Consider the following 15,755-nt stretch of genomic DNA (forward strand, 5'->3'; position numbering starts at 1 on the left):
CCATGTCGGGGTCGGCGGGCAGGTGATCCACCCGGTCCTGGACGGCGCGACGGCGCGGTTCCGGTTGCCGGCGGGTTGCGGCGACGTGCGACTGCGCTCCCTCGCGAGCACGCCGTCGGGGGTGAGCGACAGCCGGGACGGGCGCCGGCTGGGCGTCGATCTCAAGCGGCTGGCGCTGTGCGACGGGCGAGGCGTCCGGCGTGAGATCGGCCTCGACGACGCGCGCCTGGGCCGGGGCTTCTACCCGGTCGAGCCGCTTGCCTCGGGCGGCCTGCACCGCTGGACCGATGGGGATGCGCTGCTGCCCCGGAGCCTGTGGCAAGGGGACGAGGAAGGGCACGAGGGGGAGGTCACGCTCCTGGTCGAGGTCGCGAAGCGGGATCTTCTGCGCTGGCGGGCGCCGGGCGCCGGGACCGAGGCCGGTGACGCCGACAACGCAGCCCCCGCTCTCCATGTCGCTCGCCCGGCCGCCTGATCGGGACAGCGCGCGAGAGGGCACGTGACCTGATCGCGCGAAACCACGCTCGCCTCTAGACAAGCCCGCCGCGGGGTGACCCGGGCGGGCTTCGTCATTTTCCTCCTCGCGCCTGCGCGGGGGGCTCTCTGAGCGCGCCTTCCGTCGATGCGCAGCATCCGACCGGTGACGAGCTCGCCGGTGCGAGTGGGAAGGCTGATCGGGACAGGAGCCGGCTTGGCAGAGCCCAGGAACGGCATGGCGCTCGCGGATTGAGAAGGGCCGGCGCGGATTCCAACCGACCGTCCGGGAATTTGGCCCGCCGGCTCCAGCGGCCCCGACTGGGCCGCCGCGCCGTGCCCGCGGCAACGGATCGCCGGTCTGCCCCGCCCGTGAAAGCGCTTGACACGGCACGATTCCCGGCATTTTCTGACTGGCAAGTCAAAAATCATGGGATGGAAATGCTGCTGCCCCCGGAATTGCGGGCGTTTCGCGCGGAGGTGCGAGCGTTTTGCCGCGCCTCCCTGCCGGCCGACATCCACCGCAAGGTCGAGCGCAACCTGTCGCTGACGCGGGAGGACCACGCGCGGTGGCAGAAGATCCTGCACGGCCGGGGCTGGATGGGCGGGCACTGGCCCGCCGAATGGGGTGGCCGGGGCTGGGGCTCGGCGCAGCGCTGGCTGTTCGAGCAGACGCTGGCCGAGGAGGGTGCGCCGTGGCTCATCCCGCTCGGCGTCGCCTATGTCGGGCCGGTCCTCTACACCTTCGGCAACGAGGCCCAGAAGCGGCGCTTCCTGCCCCCGATTCTGTCCGCCGACGAGTTCTGGGCGCAGGGCTACTCGGAGCCGAATGCGGGATCGGATCTGGCGGGTCTCAGGACGCGCGCCGTGCGCGACGGCGACGCCTACATCCTCAACGGTCAGAAGACCTGGACGACCTACGCCCAATGGGCGGACTGGATGTTCTGCCTGGCGCGCACGCAGACGGGGGACCGGCCCCAGGACGGGGTGTCCTTCCTCCTCGTCGACATGACGGCGCCGGGCGTGACGGTCCGGGCGATCCCGACGATGGACGGCAAGCACCACGTCAACGAGGTGTTCTTCGACGACGTCAGGGTCCCGGCGGAGAACCTCGTCGGCGAGGAGGGGAAGGCCTGGACCTACGCCAAGTTCCTGCTCGTCCAGGAGCGGCTGATCTCGGCCGAAACCGGAAAGGCCCGGCATCTCCTCGGTCGCCTGCGCCGGGCCGCCGGGGAGACCCTGGAGGGCGGGCGCCCCCTCGCCGGGGACGCCTCCCTGCAGCGGCGGATCGCCGAGGCCGAGATCGACATCCGGGCGCTGGAGGCGGTGTGCCTGCGCCTGCTCGGCCGGGCTGAGGGCAACGTCCCGACCGGCGTGGAAGCGAACCTCCTGAAGATCCGCGGCACCGAGATCGAGCAGGACGTGACCGAGCTGATGATCCGCGTGACGTCCCGCCGGGGCCTGCCGTTCGATCCGGCGGCGTTCCGCCCGGACTGGAACGGGGCCGAGATCGGCCCGGACGGCGCGATCGGGCTCGCGGGCGAGTTCCTGCACCTGCGCGCCGCCACGATCTACGGCGGCTCGAACGAGATCCAGCGCGGCATCATCGCCAAGCAGGGGCTCGGCCTGTGAGCGCGGCGGCCGACGACGACCTGCGGGCGGCCCTCGTCGAGGGCGCGACGGGCTGGCTGGCCGGGGCCTACGGGTGTGAGCGCCGCCGCAGGACCCTCGCGGAATCCGGCTTCGACCGCGACGCCTGGCGGGAGATGGCGGCCTTCGGCTGGTTCGGCATCGCCGTGCCGGAGGAGCGGGGGGGCCTGGGGCTCGGGCTCGGCGACTTGGCGGCACTGATGCGGACGGTCGGGGCCGCGAACCTGCCGGAGCCCGTCGCCGCGGTGGCGGGGGTCGCGGCCCCGCTCCTCGCGCGGGCGGCGGAGAGCGGATCCGGCGCGTCCGCCGTGACCGGCGATCTGAATGGACTTCTCGCTGGCGAGCGGATCGTCGTCCTGGCCCACGCCGAACCCGCGAGCGGCTTCGACCGCGGCGTCGTGACGACCCGCGCGGTGCGGGACGGCGCGTCCTGGCGGCTCGACGGGGAGAAGAGCGCCGTCGAGGGCGGGGTGCAGGCGGACGTGCTGCTGGTGAGCGCCCGGACCGAGGCCGGCCTCGCCCTCTTCCGCGTGGGGCCGGCGCTGCCGGGCGTGACGGTGACGCCGTTCCGCTCCCTCGACGGGCGCGCCCTGGCCGACATGCGCTTCGAGGGCGCGCGGCTTCCCGACGACGCGCTCCTGCCGGTCGCCGACCCTGAGGCCGCGATCGACGCGGCGTTGGAGCGCGGCGCCCTGCTCACGATGGCGGAGGCGGTCGGCGCGATGGAGGTCCTGGTCGCCGACACCGTCGCCTATCTCAAGACGCGTCGGCAGTTCGGCCAGCCGATCGGCAAGTTCCAGGTGCTCCAGCACCGCGCCGTCGACATGCAGATCGCCCTCGAGGAGGCGCGCGCGGTCGTGGACCTCGCGGCCGAGGCCGATCCCGGCGATGCCGCCGAGCATCGACGGGCCGTCGCGACCGCCAAGGTCGTGGGTGTGCGTGCGGCCCGCCGGATCAGCCGGGAGGCGGTGCAGCTGCATGGCGGCATCGGCATCACCGAGGAGCTGCGCGTCAGCCATCTCTTCCGGCGGCTCGTCGTAGCGGAGAGCCTCTACGGCGACGACGACTATTACCTGCGCCGGTTCCAGGACGCCGCGGCGGCGTAACGACGAGAAACGACAAGAACAGTACGGCAAGAACCGATCGGGAGGAGCGACCGTGGGACTCTATGACGGCTACGAGACCATCGTGGCGGAGCGGCGCGGCCGCATCCTCACGCTGACGCTGAACCGCCCCGAGCAGCTGAACGCCGTCAATGCCAGGCTCCATACCGAGCTGTCGCGCATCTTCGTCGACGTGCGGCGCGATCCCGAAGCCGACGTGATCGTGCTCACCGGGGCAGGACGGGCGTTCTGCGCCGGCGGCGACATCGACTGGATGCAGAGCTCGATCGACCGTCCCGCCGATTTCGAGGAGACGGCGCGCGAGGCCAAGGAGATCGTGTTCGGCCAGCTCGACCTCGACAAGCCGATCATCGCCCGCGTCAACGGGCACGCGACGGGCCTGGGCGCCTCCCTCGCCCTCCTGTGCGACGTCGTCGTCATGGCGGAGACGGCGAAGATCGGCGATCCGCACGTCTCGGTCGGGCTCGTGGCCGGCGACGGCGGCGCGCTGATCTGGCCCCAGCTCGTCGGCTACGCCAAGGCCAAGCACTACCTGTTCACCGGTGACCTGATGACCGCCCGGGAGGCCGAGCGGATCGGCCTCGTGACCGACGTCGCTGCCGAGGGCGAGCTCGACGCCAAGGTCTACGGCCTCGCCGAGCGCCTCGCCTCGGGCCCGCTCAAGGCGATCAAGTGGACGAAGGTGACGGCCAACCTGCCCCTCAAGGCCCTCTTCCACTCGCATTTCGACGCCGGCGTCGCCTGGGAATGCGCCTCGAACCTGACCGCCGACCACCAGGAGGCGGTGAACGCCTTCCGGGAGAAGCGCAAGCCCGTCTTCACCGGGCGCTGACGCCGACCGACACCCGGGCGGCAGGCCCGGGATTTCAAGACGAACGAAGACGATCCGGGGAGAAACCATGATCTCACGTCGCGCCTTGCTCGCCGGCGGCGCCGGTTCCGCGCTCGCGCTCTCGGCCAACCCGCGCATCGTGGTCGGCCAGACCAACGAGCCGATCAAGATCGGCGTCGTCACGCCGCTCTCCGGCCCGCAGGAATTCATCGGCTCCTTCGTGAAGTCCGGGGCCGAGGTCGCGGCGGAGATGATCAACAAGGCCGGCGGCGTGAAGGGCCGGCCGCTCCAGCTCGAGTTCCGCGACGAGAAGGCGAACCCGGCGGCCGCCACCACGGTCGCCCGCGAGCTGCTCGGCCTCGGCTACAACCTCCAGCTCGGGACGATCTCCTCGACCGTGGCGCTCGCCTACGGCCCGCTGATGCAGCAGGAGAACGGCATCAACCTGACCTGCGGTGCCGGGACCGAGAAGCTCAACCACGAGAACTACACCCCGAACGTCTTCCGGGTCGGGGACGGCACCTACCGCATGCGGGCGCAGGCCCGCTTCATGGCCGAGAAGCATCCCGAGGTCACGAGCTGGACCGGCATCATCCCGGACCACGAATACGGCCGGACCGTCTGGGCCGTGTTCGTCGACGGCCTGCTCGAATTCTACCCGGCCCTCACCGGCAAGACGCCGACGATCGTTCCCCCCGTCCTCGTCCCCTACGGCAGCGGCGACTACCGCAACTTCATCACCCAGATGATGAAGTCGCCGGCCAAGGGCGTCGTGAACGCCACCTATGGCGGCGACGCCGCGACGTTCTTCCAGCAGGCCCGCCCCTACGGCCTGTTCCGCGACCGCATCCTGATGGACGCCGCCAACGAGTTCATCGTCGCGAACGCCCTGAAGGATCAGGTGCCCAAGCACTGGACCGGCAGCCACTGGTACTACGCCAACAACAAGTCTCAGCTCTCGCAGGACTTCTACCAGGCCTACGTCGCGAAGACCGGCAACAGGATGCCGATGGGCTGGGCCGGCGAGGCCCAGGCCGCCGTCTCGGCCTACGCCGCCGCGATCGCCAAGGCCGGCTCCACCGACACGAAGGCGGTGATCGCGGCGCTCAAGGGCCTGACCTGGGACACGGTGACCGGGCCGCGCACGATCCGGGCCGAGGACAACCAGGCGATCAAGAACCTCGAAGTCATCCAGATCGAGCCCGCCCCGGGCACGGATGTCGGCTTCAAGGTCTCGGATTCCGTCCAGATCCCGGGCGCGCCCGTGATCGAGCCCGCCACGCCCGGGCAGAAGATGACGCTGCGCTCGGCGTCCTGACCGGGCCGATCGAGGCCCTACCCGGCCCCTTCCCTCACCCGACGAGGCGCGCATGCTCGCCGACTGGCCTTCCCTGCTCTTCAACGCCCTCGGCTGGGGGATGGCGACGTTCCTGGTCGCGGCCGGGCTGACGCTCGTCTTCGGGATCCTGCACGTCCTGAACTTCTCCCATGGCGGCTTCTTCATGATCGGCGCCTACCTGGCGTTCACGATCAGCGCGGCGATCGGATCGACGAGCCTCGTCGCGTTCCTCGGGGCGAGCCTCGCCGCCGCCCTGGTGGTCGGGATCCTGGGCCTCGCGGTCGACCGCGCCGTGTTCCGGCGCCTCGCAGAGGTCGACGGGGCCTACGTGCTGGTCGCGACCTACGCGCTGCTCCTCGTCTGCAACGGCGCGGTGAAGCTGATCTGGGGGCTCAACGTGCAGAGCGCCCAGCCGCCGGCGGCCCTGTTCGAGGTCACGATCCTCGGCGACCTCGTGATGCCGCACTACGCGATCTTCGTGATCGCCGCCGGGATCGTGGTCTATCTGGCGCTCGAATGGCTGCTCAACCTGACGGCGGCCGGCAAGCTGATCCGCGCCATCGCGGCGGATCCCTGGATGGCGCAGTTGCTCGGCGTCAATGTCGGGCTCGTCTACTCCGCCACCGTCGCGCTCGGCTTCGCCCTCGCGGGGCTCGCGGGCGGGTTCCTGGTCGCCAACCAGAGCCTGTCGCCGGACCTCGCGGGCATCTTCATCATCCAGGCCTTCGGCGTCGTCATCATCGGGGGGATGGGCTCGATCCGCGGCGCCTTCCTGGCCTCGCTGCTGCTCGGCCTCGTCGACAGCTTCGGGACCGCCCTCCTGCCCGACATGCCGGGCATCCTGTTCTTCGTCGCCCTCGCGGTCCTCCTCCTCGTCAGGCCGCAGGGCCTCCTCGGCTCCGGGCGGCTGGCATGACGCGCACCCGCTCCCCCGCTCCGATCTTCCTGCTGACGCTCGCCCTCGTGGTCGGCTGCGCGCTGGCGCTCCCGGCCTTCGTGAACCGCGGCGTCGTCTTCATGGCGGGCATCGTGGCGATCAACGTCGTCCTCGGGCTCTCCTACAACTTCCTGTTCTCGACCGCGGGTCTCCTGTCCTTCGGCCAGGCCGCCTTCTCGGCGGCGGGCGCCTACGCGACGGCACTCCTGCTCCTCAACGCGCCGGGCATCCCCTTCCTGCTCGTGCTCCTGGCTTCCGCCCTCGTCGGAGCGGTCCTGGCCGTGCTGATCGGTGTCATCGCCCTGCGCCGCACCGAGGGCGTCTATTTCGCGATCCTGACGCTCGCCTTCAGCGAGCTCGTCCACGCCGTCATCGCCAAGACGCGGTTCTTCGGCCGCAACGACGGGCTCACCGGGATCCCGCGCCCGACGCTCTCCTTCGGCCTCGGCGCGATCGATCTCGGCCCGGGCGACCGCTACTACGCCTTCGTGGTCGTGACGGCGGCGCTCGTGACGGCGATCCTGTGGTGGATCACGCAGTCGCGCCTCGGGCGCTCGCTCCGGGCGGTGCGGCTCGACCCGATGCGCGCGGCCTTCCTCGGCATCGACGTCCAGCGGCGGCGCCTGCAGGCCTTCGCGATCGCCGGCGCCGCGACGGGCCTCGCCGGGGGGCTCGGGGCGCCGCTGACCTCACTCGTCAGCCCCGACCTCGCCCATTGGGCGGAATCGACGAAGCCGATCCTGTTCACGCTGCTCGGCGGGGCCGGGACGTTCTGGGGGCCGGCCGTCGGGGCGCTCGTCTACGCCGCCGTCGAGTACGGCACGCGCAGCCTCGCCGGCGCGTCCGACCTGATCACCGGCGGGCTGCTCCTCGGCGTCGTGCTGGCGGTGCCCGGCGGGATCCTCGGCCTCGCGGCGCGGCTATTGCGCCGCCGGGATCCGGCGCGCCCGCGGACGGCCGCCGTCGCCCCGCGCGCCGCACCCGCCGGAGGTGCGCCATGACGAGCAGCCTGTCCGTCCAGGGGCTGTTTGCCGGATACGGCAAGACCACGATCCTGAAGGACGTGTCGGTCGAGGTCGCGACCGGCGAGCGCCACGTGGTGATCGGGCCGAACGGAGCCGGCAAGACCACGTTCTTCCGCTCGCTCTGCGGCGAGGTCCCGGCGATGGCGGGCCGCATCCTGTTCGAGGGGCGGGACGTCACGGCGCTGGCGGGGTTCCGGCGCGTGCGGGCCGGGATCGGGCGCTCGTTCCAGGTGGCGCGGATCTTCGGCGAGATGAATCCGATCGAGAACGTCGTCGTGGCGATCGAGGCGCGCGGCGAGGCAACGCCCCGCCCGAGCCTGCGGGTCCGCCCGCGGCCGGACATCCGCGACGAGGCCGAAGCGATGCTGGCCGATCTCGGCCTCGACCCGCGCGAGGACTCCCCGGCCCGCATCCTCAGCCACGGCGACAAGAAGCGCCTGGAGCTCGCGATGATGCTGGCCTTGCGCCCGCGCCTGCTGCTCCTCGACGAGCCGACGGCCGGGATGGCGTCGGGCGACCGCAGGGCCTCGGTCCGCCTCGTCGAGCGGATCGTCCGCGAGACCGGCGCCACCCTGATCCTGACCGAGCACGACATGGACGTGGTCTTCCAGATCGGCACGCGGATCAGCGTGCTGCATTACGGCGAGATCGTCGCCTCGGGCACGCCCGACGAGGTGCGGGCGAATGCCTTCGTGCGCGACATCTATCTCGGGCGGGGCGGACATCATGGGTGAAGGCAGGGAGCCCATGCTGGAGGTCGGCCCGCTCGACGCTTTCTACGGCGACAGCCACGTCCTGCACGGGGTCGTCCTCGCGGTCGGCGCCGGCGAGGGCGTGGCCCTGCTCGGACGCAACGGGGCCGGCAAGTCGACGCTCCTCAAGGCGCTGCTCGATGCCGGACCGCGCAGCGCCGGCCCGGTCCGGTTCGAGGGTCGGCCCCTCGACGGGCTGCCGACGCACCGGCGCGCCCGGCTCGGCCTGTCGCTGGTACCGGAGGACCGGCGCATCTTCGGCCACATCTCGGTGGCCGAGAACCTCGAACTCGCCGCCCATGCCTGCGGGCCCGGCATCGTGCCGCGCAGCGTCGCCGAGGTCGCGGCGCTGTTCCCGCTGCTGCAACCGATCCTCGACCGGGGCGGCGCGCGGCTCTCGGGCGGTCAGCAGCAGATGGTGGCCGTCGGGCGCGGCCTCGTGCCCCGGCCGAAGTTGCTCCTGCTCGACGAGCCGGCCGAGGGGCTGGCGCCGCTGATCGTCGAGGACCTGGCGCGGGAGATCGCCCGGGTGCGCCGGGCCGAGAACCTCGCCCTGCTCGTGACCGAGCAGAACGTCGACTTCGCCCGCGCCTGCACCGACCGCCTCTACCTGATCGATTCGGGCACCATCGTGTTCTCCGGGGACTGGGCCGCCTTCGACGCGCGGCCGGAGCTCGAGAGCGAGTATCTCGCGCTATGAGGTTGAAGCCATGAGGGATCTCGGCGGCTGGGACACGCGGATCGACGCGGGCGAGATCGCGCGCCGGCGCGCGAGCGGCGCGTGGCGCGCCCGCACCATAGCCGAGGATGCCCGCGACTGGGCCCTGCGCGAGCCAGACCGGACCTGCGCCCGGACCGCCGACGACGCCCTCACCTACGGCGAGGCCCTGGTGCGGGCCGAGCGGCTCGCCGCCGGCCTGTGGGCCTTGGGCCTGCGCCCCGGCGACGTGCTCGCCTTCCAGCTGCCGAACTGGCTCGAAGCCGTCGCGGTCGACCTCGCCTGCGCGCTGATCGGCGTGGTGGTGGTCCCGATCGTGCCGATCTACCGCGGCGCCGAGGTCGCGCAGGCGCTCGCCGATTGCCGGGCCAGAGCGATGATCGTGCCCGAGCGCTTCCGCAATTTCGACTACGCGGCGATGCTGCGCGACCTCGCCCCGGCCTTGCCCGACCTGACGCACCGGATCGTCGCCCGCGGCGAGGCTCGGGCCGGCGAGATCGCGCTCGACGACCTGATGCGGGCGGGCGGCGCCGTGCCGTGGCCGGCGCAGCGGGCCGAGGCCGTGAAGATGATTCTCTACACCTCTGGCACGACCGGCCGGGCGAAAGGCGTGCTCCACACCCACGAGACGATGCCGCGCTCCCTCGAGCGCTGCCTCGTCCAATGGGGCCTGCGGCCCGGCGACGTCTCTCTCATGCCCTCGCCCGTGACCCACATCACCGGGTTCAGCTGGGGGCTGGAGATGCCGTTCTACCACGGCGTCGGCACGGTCCTGATGGAGCGCTGGCAGGCCGACGAGGCCGTCGCCCTGATCGACCGGCACGGCGCGGCGGTCACGGTCGGCGCGACCCCGTTCCTCGCCGAACTGGTGGAGGCGGCGGAGCGCGCCGGCTCCCGCCTGCCCTCGCTCAAGGTCTTCGCCTGCGGCGGCGCCGCGGTCCCGCCGGGCCTGGTGCGGCGCGCCAATGCGTGCTTCGCGAACGGGCGCGCCTGCCGCGTCTACGGCTCGACCGAAGCCCCGATGGTGACGCTCGGTTGGGTCGGGGACGGCACGGCGGATCTCGCGGCCGAATCCGACGGCGAGATCGTCGATTACGACACGCGGGTCGTCGACGAGGCGGGCGCCGCCGTCGCGCCGGGGCGGGAGGGCGAGTTCCAGGTCCGCGGCCCGGCCCTGTTCGCCGGCTACGCCGACCCGCGGGAGACGGAAGCCGCCTTCACGCCGGACGGCTGGTTCCGAATGGGCGATATCGGATTCGTCTCGCCGGAGGGGGCCGTCGTCGTCACCGGGCGCAAGAAGGACCTGATCATCCGCGGCGGCGAGAACATCTCGGCCAAGGAGATCGAGGACGCCCTGCACCGGCACCCTCTCGTGCGGGAGGTCGCCGTCGTGGCGATGCCGCATCCGCGCCTCGTCGAGACGGTCTGCGCCTACGTCGTGCCGTCCGAATCCGGCGCACCGGACCTCGCCGAGCTCGCGCGGCATCTGGAAAAGGCCGGCCTCGCCCGGCAGAAGATCCCCGAATGCCTCGAGATCGTCGAGGAACTGCCGCGGACGGCCTCGGGCAAGATCAAGAAGGACACCCTGCGCGCCATGATTGCCGACATCGTCGCCAAGCGGGCCGTGTCCGCGTGAACGAGGACCACCTTGCCCGGGAGGATCGCGCCGGGGACGAGCCGGCGGAGGCTCCGGACGGCAAGATCCCGGGCGGCAAGACCCCGGGCGGCAAGGCGCCGGGCGCGCGCAAGCGGCCGAGCACCCGCCGCCAGCTCGCCAAGAACGAGGCGACGCGCAAGACCCTCGTCGAGGCGGCCGGCCGGGTCGTCGGCCGGCACGGCTATGCGGGGGCTTCCATCGCCCGGATCACCGCCGAGGCGGGCATCGCGCACGGCGCCTTCTACCTCCACTTCGCGAGCCGGCAGGCCCTGTTCGACGTCCTGCTGCTCGAGATCGGCAACGACATGCTCGACGCGATCAGCGCCGCCATCCGCGACAGCCACTCGCTGGAAGAGATCGAGCGCCGCGGCATCACCGCCAACTTCGCCTATCTGGCGCAGCGCCCCGAGATCGACCGGGTGATGAACGAGGCGGAGGTGGTCGCACCCGACGCGTTCAACCGCTTCATGCGTCAGATGCAGGAGCGCTACCGGCGCTCGCTGATCCGAAGCCGCGCGGCGGGCGAGCTGCGCGGCTTCTCGGACGACGAGATCGAGGTGGTCGCCGCGCTCCTCACCGGCGCGCGCTCCTACCTCCTCAGGCTCTTCGCCCGCGGCGGCGGCAGCGCCATCCACCCGCTCGCGCAGACGCATATCGACGTCTACCTCGACGTCTTCCTCAACGGGATCCGCGCGCGATCCCCGAGAAGCAAGAAGTAACACTGAAGAACGGAAGGTTGGACGATGACCGGTTTTCGGATGGGACCCACCGCGATGGCAGCACTGCTCTGCGTGGTCGCCGCGGTCGACGCGCAGGCGGCGGAGCCGGCCGACTTCTACGGGACCTGGAAGCTCCGCTCGGTCTCCGCCTGGATCGACGGCCGCGAGGTCAACCCGGCCGCCTACGGTCCGCACCCGACGGGCTTCATCCACTACCTCCCGGGCGGCCGCATGGCGGCGGTGATCTCCTACGACGGCCGCAAGCCGATGAAGGGCGACCGGCTCAAGGCAGCGGAATCCGAGAAGGCGGAGGCCTATGCGAGCTTCCTGGCCTATGCGGGGACGTTCCGCGTCGAGGGCGACAAGGTCATCCACCACGTCGAGGCCTCGGCCTATCAGAACGACGTCGGGTCGGAGCAGGTCCGCTTCTTCCGGCGCGACGGGGACACGCTCCACCTCGAGAGCGTCCCGCTGATGCGGGACGGCAAGCCGCAGGTCTACAAGCTGGTCTGGGATCGCCTTCCGGACCGCTGAGCCGCCGCGCGCCGGGCGAGCCCGCCTCCGGCAAAGCCCGGAAGACCACGAGGTCGTGACGAGAACGGTGGCGATCGCGGCGGGGTCGGTCCGGCGATCGGAGGCTTCGGCGGCGCCCTCGCGGGGCACGCGCCGGGCAAACACGGTCGACCTCTTCGTCGCCGTCGTCGAGGCGCGGAGCATCGCGGCGGCGGGGTTCGCGAGCGGCTACGACACGGATCTGCAGTCTTCCCGCGATCAGGTCCATCGCGAAAATGCCGAGGGACTGGCCGGACCTCGTAATCGCAAGGCGTTATCGCCGTGGCTGAACCCGATGGAGCCGGTCTGGCAGGATCCGCGCCAGAACAAGCGTGCCGACCGGATATTCCGCGTCGATCAGCCGATCTCCGACGCCTGCTGCGATGCCCGGACCTTCTTTGCCGGTAGCCCGGACCTCGCCATATCCGTTACCATGGGGAATAAGGCGCAGCACAAGATCGTGCCCGTTGCCATCGTTATAAGCACGATCCGACTTGCCAAGCTTGTAAGTTCTATGTTTGATCGTTGGCAGACAGGGAGATCCGCCCCATGCATCGCGCGATCGTGCTCTTCGCCGCGTCCTTCGCCCTCGCCATTCCCCTCGCCATCCCCCTTGCCGGAGCGGCCCGGGCCCTGCCCGTACCGGTCGGTCCCGCGGCCTCGGCCCCGGTCGAGTTCGTGGCCGGCGGGTGTGGGCCCGGGCGCTGGCGCGGCCCCTGGGGCCATTGCCGCAGCACACCCTATGTCGGGCCGCTGCCCGGCGGCTGGTATCAGGTGCGCGGCGGCAACGGCTGTCCGCCGGGATACTGGCGCGGCCCGTGGGGCCATTGCCGCAACACGCCGTATTACGGGCGCCTGCCGGGCGGCGGCTGGAAGCCGTGAGCGCCCGCCTCACGGGCGGATCCCCCGGTCGATGCCGGCCTCATCGGAGAGCGACGTGCTGAAGAGAGCGATGCAGGCCGCGCGGTGCGCCCGGCTGGCCGGGGCCCTGGTGATCGTACTGGGCGTCGCCGCCGCGGCGACGCGGGCCGAGGCGCGGCCGGCCGCCGTTCGCGGGGCGCCCGGGACGCTGCTCGACGCGCAACCCCTGCCGAACGCACCCGACGGCGCTACGGCGTATCGCGTGCTGTACCGCTCGACCGGCCTGCGCGGCGAGCCGATCGCGGTCTCGGGCGCGATCATCGTGCCGGCCGGGCCGGTGCCCCCCAGCGGCCGGCCGATCGTCGCCTGGGCCCACCCGACCACCGGCGTCGTCGACAAGTGTGCGCCCTCCCTCGCCCGGGTGCTCTACCGCTCGATCCAGGGCCTGCAGGAGATGCTGGCGCGCGGCTATATCGTCGCCGCCACCGACTATCCGGGCCTCGGCACGCCGGGCGTGCATCCCTACCTCGTCGGCCCCAGCGAGGGGCGGGCGGTGCTCGATTCGGTGCGGGCCGCCCGGCAGCTCGCCGGCCCCGGGGCTGCGACGAACGCCTTCGCGGTCTGGGGGCACTCGCAGGGCGGCCACGCCGCGCTCTTCACCGGTCTCCTGGCTCGCGCCTACGCGCCGGACCTGACGCTCGTCGGCGTCGCGGCGGCCGCGCCCGCCACCGAGCTCGCCACCCTGATGATGGCCGACCTCGACACCTCGGGCGGCAAGAACCTCACCGCCATGACCCTGTGGTCGTGGTCGCAGGTCTACGGCGCGCCGATGACGAAGGTGGTGGTGCCGGCCGCCCTCCCCGTCATCGACGAGCTGGCCAACGACTGCATCGAGACGATCCTCGACGTGCTGGAGCGGCGCGGCCCCTCGAAGGCGCTCGACCGAAGCTTCCTGTCGGTCGACGACCTCGCCGACCGGGAGCCCTGGCGCGCCCTGCTCGCCCGCAACACGCCCGGTCCGCTGCCGCCCCGCATCCCGGTCTTCCTCGCGCAAGGCGCCGCCGACACCCTCGTGCTGCCGCGGGTGACGCAGGATTACCGGGAGCAGCTGTGCCGGGCCGGCAGCCGCGTCGAGTACGACCTCGTGCCAGGCGTCGGCCACCTCTCGATCGCCCGGGAGGCGGCGCCGGCCGCCCTCGACTGGATCGGCGACCGGTTTGCCGGCGCGCCGGCGCCGAGCAATTGCGGGGCGCAGTAGCCCCGCGCGAGGAAACCCGGGCGTGAGGAGGTGCCGGTGGCTAAGGTTCTGGTCGTCGGGGCCGGCCCGGTCGGGCTGACGCTCGCCTGCGAACTGGCCCGGCACGGGGTGCGCCCCCGGATCATCGACGCGGCGCCGCGCCCTTCCGCCTATTGCCGCGCCATCGGCGTCACGCCGCGGACGCTCGAGGTCTGGGACGACATGGGCGTCGCCCGCACGATGATCGATGCCGGTTTGTGGCTGACCGGCCTGCGCTCGATCGTGAACGGCCGGTCGACCGGCGACGCCGCCCAGCCCGACCTGGGCCTGCCCTACGCCGCCCTCGGCCTGCCGCAATATGAGACCGAGCGCATCCTCGCCCGGCATCTCGACCGCTTCGGGATCGCGATCGAGCGCGGTTCGACCCTGACCGCCCTGGAGCAGGACGGCACGGGCGTCACCGCGCGCATCGAGCGCGCCGGCCGGCCCGCCGAGGATGTCCGCGTAGCCTATGTGGTCGGCTGCGACGGCGCACACAGCGCGGTCCGGCGATGGCTCGGGATCGGCTTCGAGGGGGAGGCCTACCCTTGGCCGTTCATGCTCGGCGACGTCCGGATCGACTGGACCGTGCCCTACGGCCTGTCGGTGCGCGCCCTGCGGCTGGCGGAGGGCGGACCGCCCGACCTGTTCGTGGCCATCCCGCTGCCGGAGCCCGGCCGCTACCGCGTCTCGATGCTGGCCCCGCCCCACCTCGTTCCCGGCGGCGGGACCGATCACGGCATCCAGTCCGAACTCGCGGGCCCGACGCTCGCCGACTTGCAGGCGGTCGCCGACGATCTCCTGCCCGATCCGGCGCCGCTCTCGGATCTGCGCTGGTCCTCCGTCTACCGGATCAGCCTGCGGCTCGCCGCCGCCTACCGCCGGGGACGCTGCTTCATCGCGGGCGATGCCGCCCACATCCACCCGCCGACCGGCGGGCAGGGCATGAATACCGGGATCCAGGACGCCTACAACCTGGCCTGGAAGCTGGCCCTGGTCGCGACGGGCGCGAGCGCGGAACACCTCCTCGACAGCTACGAGGGGGAGCGCCGCCCGGTCGGGGCCGAGGTGATCGCGCGGACCCGCCGGGCGAGCGAGGCCTACGGCCGCGAGCGCGGCGGTGCGCCCGACCGGGCCGCCGACGCCCAGGTCTCGATCTCGTACCGGGGAACGGGCTTCGTCGCGGAGGAGGCAGAGGAGCGAGGTGGCCCCGCGGCCGGCGACCGCGCGCCGGACGCGAACGGCCTCGTTCGGCCGGGTCTCGGCTTCCCGCTACGCCTCTTCGACCTGCTGCGCGGCACGCGGCACGTCCTGCTGGTCCACCCGGATGGCGCCTGCGAGCAGGAGGAGACGCAGGCCCTCTCCGACTGGATGCAGTACCACGCCGCCCTGCTGCGGGACCACTTGCGCGTCGTCGTGGTTGCGAGTGCCGGGGCGGACCGCGCGCTGCCGGGGGCCGAGCTGATCGAGGACCGCGCGGAGACGTTCGCCGAGGCCTATGGGCGCCAGGCGATGAGCTACCTCGTCCGCCCCGACGGCCATCTCGGCTGGCGCGGCCGCTCGTGGCGGGAACCCGGCCTCGGGGCGTATCTGCGAAAACTGTTCTTGATTGGCTAGGCCGACCAACTTGCGGAAGCCGGAGAGGCTGTTCGATTCATCAATGTCCCTCTATCCCACCCACGACCTCATCCTGAGGTGTTAGTCGATCGAAGATCGACTGACCTCGAAGGAGGCTTCCAGAAATCTCGGAGATGCCTGGAGGCCTCCTTCGAGGCTCCTTCCAGTCGCACCTCAGGATGAGGTCGCGGATGGGATAGAACATTTCGTCGCGGTGCTGTC

At 71.9% G+C, this 15,755-nt stretch carries 14 protein-coding genes and 1 pseudogene; all 15 read left to right on the forward strand.

Annotation, left to right across the window (positions count from 1 at the left end; translation table 11 throughout):
* Positions 1 to 475, forward strand: a pseudogene (locus BM430_RS34885) (hypothetical protein); the annotation flags it as partial.
* Between the two features lie 440 nt (positions 476 to 915).
* Positions 916 to 2,106, forward strand: coding sequence for an acyl-CoA dehydrogenase family protein (locus BM430_RS28190; RefSeq protein ID WP_244539694.1), 1,191 nt, complete (start codon positions 916 to 918; stop codon positions 2,104 to 2,106).
* Entirely contained in the window at positions 2,103 to 3,230 is a 1,128-nt protein-coding gene (locus tag BM430_RS28195) for an acyl-CoA dehydrogenase family protein (RefSeq protein ID WP_093570554.1), read from the forward strand. The genes BM430_RS28190 and BM430_RS28195 overlap by 4 nt, the downstream gene beginning before the upstream one ends.
* 52 nt (positions 3,231 to 3,282) lie before the next feature.
* The gene (locus BM430_RS28200; protein ID WP_093570555.1) at positions 3,283 to 4,080 is read left to right on the forward strand and encodes an enoyl-CoA hydratase/isomerase family protein; all 798 of its coding nucleotides are present in this window, start codon (positions 3,283 to 3,285) and stop codon (positions 4,078 to 4,080) included.
* A 67-nt stretch (positions 4,081 to 4,147) separates the two neighbouring features.
* The gene (locus BM430_RS28205; RefSeq protein ID WP_093570556.1) at positions 4,148 to 5,398 is read left to right on the forward strand and encodes an ABC transporter substrate-binding protein; all 1,251 of its coding nucleotides are present in this window, start codon (positions 4,148 to 4,150) and stop codon (positions 5,396 to 5,398) included.
* 52 nt (positions 5,399 to 5,450) lie between these two features.
* Positions 5,451 to 6,335: a branched-chain amino acid ABC transporter permease gene (locus tag BM430_RS28210; RefSeq protein ID WP_093570557.1), complete on the forward strand. Its 885-nt coding sequence runs from the start codon at positions 5,451 to 5,453 to the stop codon at positions 6,333 to 6,335.
* Positions 6,332 to 7,357 carry a branched-chain amino acid ABC transporter permease gene (locus BM430_RS28215; RefSeq protein WP_093570558.1) on the forward strand — a complete coding sequence of 342 codons (1,026 nt, stop codon included), beginning with the start codon at positions 6,332 to 6,334 and terminating at the stop codon, positions 7,355 to 7,357. The genes BM430_RS28210 and BM430_RS28215 overlap by 4 nt, the downstream gene beginning before the upstream one ends.
* Complete coding sequence (locus BM430_RS28220) at positions 7,354 to 8,115, forward strand: ABC transporter ATP-binding protein (protein ID WP_093570559.1); 762 nt, start codon at positions 7,354 to 7,356, stop codon at positions 8,113 to 8,115. Before BM430_RS28215 ends, BM430_RS28220 begins: the two co-directional genes overlap by 4 nt.
* A 13-nt stretch (positions 8,116 to 8,128) precedes the next feature.
* Complete coding sequence (locus BM430_RS28225) at positions 8,129 to 8,833, forward strand: ABC transporter ATP-binding protein (protein WP_093570560.1); 705 nt, start codon at positions 8,129 to 8,131, stop codon at positions 8,831 to 8,833.
* Positions 8,834 to 8,843: 10 nt separating this feature from the next.
* Positions 8,844 to 10,487 (forward strand): AMP-binding protein, encoded by a 1,644-nt coding sequence (locus BM430_RS28230; protein ID WP_093570561.1) that lies wholly within the window; start codon positions 8,844 to 8,846, stop codon positions 10,485 to 10,487.
* Positions 10,484 to 11,227, forward strand: a complete 744-nt coding sequence (locus BM430_RS28235) for a TetR/AcrR family transcriptional regulator (protein ID WP_177303194.1) — start codon at positions 10,484 to 10,486, stop codon at positions 11,225 to 11,227. The genes BM430_RS28230 and BM430_RS28235 overlap by 4 nt, the downstream gene beginning before the upstream one ends.
* A gap of 54 nt (positions 11,228 to 11,281) precedes the next feature.
* Positions 11,282 to 11,761 (forward strand): lipocalin-like domain-containing protein, encoded by a 480-nt coding sequence (locus tag BM430_RS28240; protein ID WP_177303195.1) that lies wholly within the window; start codon positions 11,282 to 11,284, stop codon positions 11,759 to 11,761.
* 567 nt (positions 11,762 to 12,328) lie between these two features.
* Complete coding sequence (locus BM430_RS34890; protein ID WP_177303196.1) at positions 12,329 to 12,661, forward strand: GCG_CRPN prefix-to-repeats domain-containing protein; 333 nt, start codon at positions 12,329 to 12,331, stop codon at positions 12,659 to 12,661.
* A 55-nt stretch (positions 12,662 to 12,716) separates the two neighbouring features.
* The gene (locus tag BM430_RS28250) at positions 12,717 to 13,898 is read left to right on the forward strand and encodes a lipase family protein (protein ID WP_244539695.1); all 1,182 of its coding nucleotides are present in this window, start codon (positions 12,717 to 12,719) and stop codon (positions 13,896 to 13,898) included.
* A 36-nt stretch (positions 13,899 to 13,934) separates the two neighbouring features.
* Positions 13,935 to 15,533: an FAD-dependent monooxygenase gene (locus BM430_RS28255; RefSeq protein ID WP_210188465.1), complete on the forward strand. Its 1,599-nt coding sequence runs from the start codon at positions 13,935 to 13,937 to the stop codon at positions 15,531 to 15,533.
* The last annotated feature ends 222 nt before the right edge of the window (positions 15,534 to 15,755 follow it).

It is taken from the genome of Methylobacterium sp. 174MFSha1.1, assembly GCF_900116815.1.
GTDB lineage: Bacteria > Pseudomonadota > Alphaproteobacteria > Rhizobiales > Beijerinckiaceae > Methylobacterium.